Origin of the sequence: Kitasatospora sp. NPDC057518 (assembly GCF_042802075.1) — a bacterium.
In the GTDB taxonomy this organism is placed as follows: domain Bacteria; phylum Actinomycetota; class Actinomycetes; order Streptomycetales; family Streptomycetaceae; genus Kitasatospora.
In genome coordinates this window covers 19639-27585 of sequence record NZ_JBHVEU010000062.1, presented here as the reverse complement: position 1 = coordinate 27585, position 7947 = coordinate 19639, and the positions used below count along the sequence as shown (strand labels likewise).

Here is a 7947-nt window from a genome sequence, read left to right as displayed (position 1 = left end):
GACCGGCCCGCGGACCGGTTCCGGACCGGCGCGAATACCGTCGCACCCCCTCTCACCAGGGCCCGGATCGCGTAGCGTGGAGAGTTATGCGACTCGGTGTGCTCGACGTAGGTTCCAACACGGTCCACTTCCTCGTGGTGGACGCCCATCCGGGCGCTGCTCCGCTGCCCGCGTACTCGCACAAGGCCGAGCTGCGTCTGGCGGAGCTGCTGGACGAGGGCGGCGCGATAAGCGAGGCCGGGGTCGAGCGGCTGGTCGGCCACGTCGCGTCCTCGCTGCGGGTCGCCGAGGACAAGGGCGTCGTCGACATCCTCCCGTTCGCGACCTCCGCCGTGCGCGAGGCCGCCAACGGCGAGGAGGTGCTGCGCCGGGTGGCCGCCGAGACCGGCGTCGAGCTGCGCGTGCTCTCCGGGCAGGACGAGGCCCGGCTCACCTTCCTGGCCGTCCGCCGCTGGTTCGGCTGGTCCTCGGGCCGGCTGCTCAACCTGGACATCGGTGGCGGTTCGCTGGAGATCGCCTGCGGTCTGGACGAGCAGCCGGACGTCGCCTGCTCGCTGCCGCTGGGCGCCGGCCGGCTGACCGCCCGCTGGCTGCCGGGGGACGTCGCCGACCCGGAGGGGCTGCGCGAGCTGAGACGCCACATCCGGGCCGAGCTCGCCACCGTGGTCGGCGAGATCACCCGGCTCGGCCCGGCCCGGCACGCGGTCGCCACCTCCAAGACCTTCAAGCAGCTGGCCCGGATGACCGGCGCCGCCCCCGCCGACGCCGGTCCGTACACCGACCGCCGGCTCACCCGCAGCGGGCTGGCCGCCTGGCTGCCCCGGCTGTCGGCGATGACCGTCGCCGAGCGCGCCCGGATCCCCGGCGTCTCCGAGGGCCGGGCCAAGCAGCTGCTGGCCGGCGCGCTGGTCGCCGACGCCGCGATGGACCTGTTCGGGCTGGAGGAGCTGGACGTCTGCCCGTGGGCGCTGCGCGAGGGCATCATCCTGCGCCGCCTGGACACCATGGACAGCCCGGCCGACCGCCGCCGCCCGGCGCTCACCCCGTAAGCCGGGCGCGCACCCCGGGGCGCGCAACCGGGCGGTCGCCCGGACAGTCGTCCGGACCCGTCCCGACCGACCGCCGACCGACCGCCCCGGGGCAACGTGCCGATGGTCACTGCGCCGGTCGTCCCGCCCCGTTCGCCGCGTGCTCCGCTTACGCTGTCTCCCGTGGTGCAACCAGCGGGCGAGGACGGAACGCAGGAGGACCGCACTCCCGGGAGCGGGCAGTCGCGGCCGGACGGCCCGCGCCGCAGGCTCGGCAAGGCGGTCACGGGCGCCACCGCCGCCCAGGCCGCCAAACAGGCCTCGAAGGCGGTCAAGGCCGCCCAGCGCACCGCGAAGACCGCCGCGGCGAAGACCAGCGCGGCGAAGACGGCGCGAACGGCGAAGACGGCGAAGACGCCCACCGCGAAGCAGCCCGCCCCGAAGACGAAGCAGCCCGCCGCCAAGGCCGCCCCGAAGGAGACCCGCACCGCCCGGGCCGCCGGCGCCGCCAAGGCCGCTGTCCAGTCCGTCCGCTCGGTCAAGGCCGCCAAGCGGGACGCCGCCCGCCCGCCGCTGCTGCGCACCACCGACCGGCTGGTGCTGCCCCGGCACCCGGCCCTGCACATCCCGGACACCAAGGTGGCGCTGTCCACCGCCTCGGTGTACCCGGCGAGCACCGCCGTCGCCTTCGAGCTGGCCGCCAAGCTCGGCTACGACGGGGTCGAGGTGATGGTCTGGAACGACCCGGTCAGCCAGGACATCGACGCCCTGCGCCGGCTCTCCGACGCCCACCGGCTGCCCATCCTGGCCGTGCACGCGCCCTGCCTGCTGATCACCCAGCGGGTGTGGAGCACCGACCCGTGGACCAAGCTGGTCCGGGCCCGGGCGGCGGCCGAGAAGCTCGGCGCGAGCGCCGTGGTCGTCCACCCGCCGTTCCGCTGGCAGCGCCAGTACGCCCGGGAGTTCGTCGAGGGGATCCACCGGATGGCGGGCGAGACCGACGTCCGCTTCGCCGTCGAGAACATGTACCCGTGGCGCTACCGCGACCGCGAGATGCTCGCGTACGCCCCCGGCTGGGACGTCACCGACGAGGAGTACCGGCACTTCACCATCGACCTCTCGCACGCGGCCACCTCCCGGATCGACACCTTCGCCATGGTCGAGCGGATGGGCGACCGGCTCGCCCACGTCCACCTGGCCGACGGCAGCGGCTCCGGCAAGGACGAGCACCTGATCCCCGGCCGCGGCAAGCAGCCCTGCGCCGAGCTGCTGGAGCACCTCGCCCGGACCGGCTTCGACGGCCACGTGGTGCTGGAGGTCAACACCCGCCGCTCGGCCTCCCCCGCCGAACGCGAGGCCGACCTGGCCGAGGCCCTCGCTTTTACCCGCTTGCACCTGGCCACCCCCTCGCGCGTACGCTGAGCCGTCCGGTCCGTCCGGGCGTCAACTGCCGTACGAAGGGGGACGCATGACGGAGAGTCGGAACTACCGCGAGGCCGCCGCGAGCTTCGGCGGGGTCGCCGCCGAGTACGAGCAGGGCCGCCCCGGCTATCCCGACGAGCTGTTCGACGCGCTGGAGCGGCTCTGGGGCCGCGGCCTCGCCGGTGCCCGGGTCCTGGACGTCGGCGCCGGGACGGGCATCGCCACCCGGCTGCTGGCCGCGCGCGGTGCGGAGGTCGTCGCCGTCGAGCCCAGCCCCGGCATGGCCGCCCGGTTCCTGGCCTCCTCGCCGGGCCTGCCGCTGGTCCGGGGCACCGGCGACGACCTGCCCTTCCACGACGGGTCCGTCGACCTGGTCGCCTACGCCCAGGCCTTCCACTGGACGTACCCCGAGAAGTCCGTCCCCGAGGCGGTCCGGGTGCTGCGGCCCGGGGGCGCCGTCGCCGCCTGGTGGAACGTGTACGACGAGACCGTGCCGTGGATCCGGGCCAGGAGCGAGCGGATGGCCGCCGCCCTCCCCGGCCGCTTCCACGGCTACGGCGGGATCAGCGGCCACGTCGGGCACTTCGCCCCGGCCGGCCTCGTGGTCGAACGGACGGCACTGCGCTGGGAGCGGCGGGTCACCGTCGAGCACGTGCTCACCGACCTCACCTCCCGCTCCTACCTGGCCTCGCTCAGCCCCGAGGAGCGCGCGCCGGTGCTGGCCGCCGAACGGGAGGCCATGGTCGCCGCGTTCCCGGACGGCGTCGTGGTCGAGCCGTTCAGCCTGGACCTCACCGTGGCCGTCAAGCCCGGCTGACGCCCGGAGCCCGCACCGCCGTCCGCCGCCTGCCCGCACCGCCGTCCGCCCGCATCGCTGCCCGCCCGCGTCGCTGCCCGTCCGCCCGCGTCCCCGCCCGCCCGCGTCCTCGCCTGCCCGCATCGCGGACGGACCGTCCGCCGGCCGGACGGCGGGCGTAGGCTCGGTACCCACAGCGGCCCCCGAACCCTCCCAGCAGCGGGGTGCCCGCGAGAGCCCCGAAGGAGTGGAGCACAGTGCCCGAGCTGAGGTCCCGTACGGTCACCCACGGTCGCAACATGGCAGGCGCCCGGGCGCTTCTCCGGGCGGCCGGCGTAGCCCGCGAGGACTTCGGCAAGCCGATCATCGCGGTGGCCAACTCCTTCACCGAGTTCGTCCCCGGGCACACCCACCTCCAGCCGGTCGGCCGGATCGTCTCCGAGGCGATCAAGCAGGCGGGCGGCATCCCGCGCGAGTTCAACACCATCGCCGTGGACGACGGCATCGCGATGGGCCACGGCGGCATGCTCTACTCGCTGCCCTCGCGCGACCTGATCGCCGACTCGGTCGAGTACATGGTCAACGCGCACTGCGCCGACGCCCTGATCTGCATCTCCAACTGCGACAAGATCACCCCGGGCATGCTGATGGCGGCGCTGCGCCTGAACATCCCGACCGTCTTCGTCTCCGGCGGCCCGATGGAGGCCGGCAAGGCCACCCTGGTCGACGGCACCGTGCGCAAGCTCGACCTGGTCGACGCGATCTCCCAGGCGGTCAACGAGAACGTCTCCGACGAGGACATCGCGATCATCGAGGAGAACGCCTGTCCCACCTGCGGCTCGTGCTCCGGCATGTTCACCGCCAACTCGATGAACTGCCTGACCGAGGCGATCGGCCTCTCGCTGCCGGGCAACGGCTCGGTGCTCGCCACCCACACCGCCCGCCGGGCCCTGTACGAGCGGGCCGGGCAGAACGTCGTCGAGATCGCGAACCGCTACTACGGCGGTGACGACGCCTCGGTGCTGCCCCGGGCGATCGCCACCCGCGCCGCCTTCGAGAACGCCATGGCCCTGGACATCGCCATGGGCGGCTCGACCAACACCATCCTGCACCTGCTCGCCGCCGCCCAGGAGGCCGAGCTGGACTTCGACATGCGGGCCATCGACGCGATCTCCCGCAAGGTGCCCTGCCTGTCCAAGGTCGCGCCGAACGGCTCGTACTACATGGAGGACGTGCACCGGGCCGGCGGCATCCCGGCCATCCTCGGCGAGCTGTACCGGGCCGGGCTGCTCAACGAGGACGTCCACACCGTGCACGCCGACTCGCTCGCTGAGTGGCTCAAGACCTGGGACGTGCGTGGCGGTTCGCCGTCCGCCGAGGCCCTCGAGCTGTGGCACGCCGCCCCCGGCTGCGTCCGCTCCGCCGAGGCCTTCTCGCAGTCCGAGCGCTGGGAGTCGCTGGACACCGACTCGGCCAAGGGCTGCATCCGCAGCGCCGAGCACGCCTACTCGGTCGAGGGCGGCCTGGCCGTGCTGTACGGCAACCTCGCCGAGGACGGCTGCATCGTGAAGACCGCCGGCGTGGACGAGTCGATCTGGACCTTCAGCGGCCCGGCCGTCGTGGTCGAGTCCCAGGAGGACGCGGTCGAGGCGATCCTCGCCAAGCGGGTCAAGGAGGGCGACGTCGTCGTCATCCGCTACGAGGGCCCCAGGGGCGGCCCGGGCATGCAGGAGATGCTCTACCCGACCTCCTTCCTGAAGGGCCGGGGCCTGGGCAAGGCCTGCGCGCTGGTCACCGACGGCCGCTTCTCCGGCGGCACCTCGGGCCTGTCCATCGGCCACGCCTCCCCGGAGGCGGCCTCCGGCGGCACCATCGCGCTGGTCGAGGACGGCGACACCATCGCCATCGACATCCCCGGCCGCCGGATCTCCCTGGAGGTCCCGGACGAGGTGCTGGCCGAGCGCCGCCGCGTCCTGGAGGCCACGGGCGGCTACCGGCCGAAGAACCGCGAGCGCCAGGTCAGCCAGGCCCTGCGGGCCTACGCCGCGATGGCCACCTCCGCCGACAAGGGCGCCGTCCGCGACGTGTCCAAGCTCGGCTGAGCCCGAGGCGAACACCGGGCCCGCACGGAACCGGAACGCCGGGCCCGTACGGAAGCGGAACACCGGGCCCGCAGGGAACCGGAACACCGGGCCCGCACCGAACGAGGAGGAGCCGTCCCACCGGCCGGGACGGCTCCTCCGCCGTGTGCGGCGGTCGGGTGATAATCGACGGCGTGAGCGAGCAGCCCCCCCCCCCCGCCCCCACTCCCGCCGGCGCCCCCGAGCCGGAGCCGATCCGCTTCTTCGGCACGTCCTGGCTCAACCGGGACAACGGCTACTGGCCGCGCCGGGTCGGTGTCTCGGTCGGTGCCCTGGCCGCGACCGCCGCCGCCGTGCTGGTGCTGCGCTTCGGCATCGAGGGCATCGCGCTCTCCGAGGACGGCACCTTCCTCAACGGGCTGCTGACCGCCGCCATCGCGGTCTGCTCGATGATGGCCGTACGGCGCACCTGGAAGGTGCTCACCGAGGGCCGGGACCAGCTGACCGGCTGGATGGCCGAGGACAAGTCGCTCGGCGCGGTCTGGCTGATCGGCGGGGCCGGCAGCCTGGCCGCCTACTTCGTCCGCAGCCTGGTCGAGGCTCCCGGCGAGGCGGTCCGGCGGGCCGCCCACGAGCGGGCCGTCGCCCAGTACGAGAAGCGCCAGGCGGGCCGCGGCCGCCGGCCCGACACCAAGGCGCCGGGCCGGCCCAAGCGCAAGCGCTGACGTCGGTCAGGTCCGGCTGGCGGAGCCGCAGTTCCCGGTGCCCGGCGGCACCCGGTCCCGGTCGTACGGGTCCGCGGTCGGCCCGGTCGGTACCGGGCCGGGCCGGGTGGACCGGTCGAACTCCGGGTGCAGGAAGCCGTCGTAGCGGCCGCAGGTGCTGTTGCCGAAGCTCTCCACGGTCTCGTCGATCGCGAGCTTCCCCGGATCGACCTGGTACTTGGTCGGGTCGTAGAAGTGGAAGGTGTCCACCTGCCGGACGATGGTCCGGACCGTCTCCGCGAGGTCCGCGGAGCCGTTCGCCGAGGCCGCCTGGTCGGCCGTCTTCGGGCCGGGGCGCAGCGCGTACACGTAGCTGACGTCGGCCCGCATCAGGACGCCGTTCTCCCCGTCGGCCGTGACGTCGATCCGGCCCCGCACCTTGACCACGTCGGTGACCGGGACGGCCTCCCGCGGGTCGAAGCGGGTGAACCAGGCGGTGGGGTCACTGGTCGCCGAGGGGTGGTCCAGCGACGCGGCCGCGGCCTCCCGGGTGCGGCCGTCGAGCATCGCCAGCGCGGCGTCCGGGCGGCCGCCGGACACCACCTTCGGGTCCAGGTGGGCCGCCGCCAGGTAGGCCCGCACCGACTGCAGCCGGGCGGCCACCTCGTCGGCACCGAACGCGCCGGTGGCCCGGGGGGTCTTCGGCAGCTCGATCCCGTCCGTGCCGGCGGCCCAGTCCTCGGCGGGGGAGCCGGCCCACGGGTGGTCGGGGGTCGGCTGCCGTCCGTCGCGCTCCGCCGCCGGGCTCGCGGAGACCGGGTGGTCGGAGGCGTAGCCGAAGTGGGTGGAGTACCAGAGCTTCAGCCCGTCGATGTTCAGTGCCACGAGCAGTACGGCGACGGTCAGCAGGACGTAGAGCGGCGTGCGCCACTCCAGGCGGCGGCGCGGACGCGGGTCGCCCCACGCGTCGACCGCCCGCGCCGGGCGAACGGGCTTGCGGCGGAAGCGGCGCCCGCGCGCCGCGGGGCCGTCGTTGACCGAGCGGCGGCCGCCCGGATCGACCGGCGGGGTGTGCTTCCAGCGGGCGGACAGCATGCGGGTGCGCCCGCTCTGCTCCTTGACGGTGGCGCTGCGGACGAACTCCTCGTCCAGGACGAGGTCGGCGAACGGGTCCTTCCGGCCCGCCCCGGACGGGTCGGACCCGTTCGGCTCGTCGCCCCCGGCGGGGCGCGGTTCCGGTTCTTCGGCGATCGGCATCGCGCCAGTATGCCGACGGGGTCTGACGATCCGTCGATCGGGGGCACACCGTGTGGTGAACACCTGTGCGTCGTCCGCGGGACGGGTGCCGTTCGTCCGGAAGCGCGCCGGTGCGGGCGCCCGCTCAGTCCTTGCCGCGGGCCTGCTTGACCGAGCCGACCACCCCGGCGATCGCCAGCAGCAGGCCGGCCGGCAGCAGCGAGATGAAGAAGGCGCCGAACAGGCCCTCGTCGCCGAGGAACAGTTGGGCCAGCGTGTTCAGGACCAGCAGCCCGCCGGCGGCCGGGAGCGCCGACTGCCAGGGGTGGTCGTTCGCCCAGCGGCGCAGCCTCCGGTCGGTGGTGTCGCGCCGCAGCCGGCCGCCGACGGTGCCGACCAGGAAGAAGAAGAACAGGCCCCAGCCGGCCGGTGAGGCCAGCATGCTCAGCGACCAGTCCCCGGTGATCGCATCGATCCCCAGGGCCGTCGCCCCCACCACCGCACCGACCCCCGCGGCGGTCCGCCACGGGCCCACGGTCGCCGAGGCGACGGCGAGTTGCCGGTTCTCACGTCGGGACATTTCGTCGTGTGCCATGGCTCCACGGTGCGCCCGCGGGAGCCGGGAGGCCATAGGGGAAACCCCCGAGATTTCTCCCTAGGGGCCTGTCCTCCGCCAGGCG

Annotated in this window: 7 protein-coding genes; 5 read left to right on the top strand and 2 right to left on the bottom strand. The window is 74.3% G+C overall.

What is annotated here, in order from left to right:
- Positions 1-86 precede the first annotated feature (86 nt).
- The 5 genes from ACFU7Z_RS09305 to ACFU7Z_RS09285 all read left to right on the top strand — a co-directional run bounded on the left by ACFU7Z_RS09305 (position 87) and on the right by ACFU7Z_RS09285 (position 6052).
- Positions 87-1049 (top strand): Ppx/GppA phosphatase family protein, encoded by a 963-nt coding sequence (locus ACFU7Z_RS09305; RefSeq protein WP_117488326.1) that lies wholly within the window; start codon positions 87-89, stop codon positions 1047-1049.
- A gap of 573 nt (positions 1050-1622) precedes the next feature.
- Positions 1623-2450, top strand: coding sequence for a sugar phosphate isomerase/epimerase (locus ACFU7Z_RS09300; protein WP_079272395.1), 828 nt, complete (start codon positions 1623-1625; stop codon positions 2448-2450).
- Between the two features lie 46 nt (positions 2451-2496).
- Positions 2497-3267 (top strand): class I SAM-dependent methyltransferase, encoded by a 771-nt coding sequence (locus ACFU7Z_RS09295; RefSeq protein ID WP_074004028.1) that lies wholly within the window; start codon positions 2497-2499, stop codon positions 3265-3267.
- 236 nt (positions 3268-3503) lie between these two features.
- Positions 3504-5348: a dihydroxy-acid dehydratase gene (ilvD, locus tag ACFU7Z_RS09290; RefSeq protein WP_380777108.1), complete on the top strand. Its 1845-nt coding sequence runs from the start codon at positions 3504-3506 to the stop codon at positions 5346-5348.
- A 173-nt stretch (positions 5349-5521) separates the two neighbouring features.
- Positions 5522-6052: a hypothetical protein gene (locus ACFU7Z_RS09285; protein ID WP_380777107.1), complete on the top strand. Its 531-nt coding sequence runs from the start codon at positions 5522-5524 to the stop codon at positions 6050-6052.
- A 6-nt stretch (positions 6053-6058) separates the two neighbouring features.
- Here ACFU7Z_RS09285 and ACFU7Z_RS09280 read toward each other — a convergent pair whose 3' ends face one another.
- Positions 6059-7288 carry a hypothetical protein gene (locus tag ACFU7Z_RS09280; protein ID WP_380777106.1) on the bottom strand — a complete coding sequence of 410 codons (1230 nt, stop codon included), beginning with the start codon at positions 7286-7288 and terminating at the stop codon, positions 6059-6061.
- A 124-nt stretch (positions 7289-7412) separates the two neighbouring features.
- Entirely contained in the window at positions 7413-7862 is a 450-nt protein-coding gene (locus ACFU7Z_RS09275) for a hypothetical protein (RefSeq protein ID WP_143204615.1), read from the bottom strand.
- Between the last annotated feature and the right edge of the window lie 85 nt (positions 7863-7947).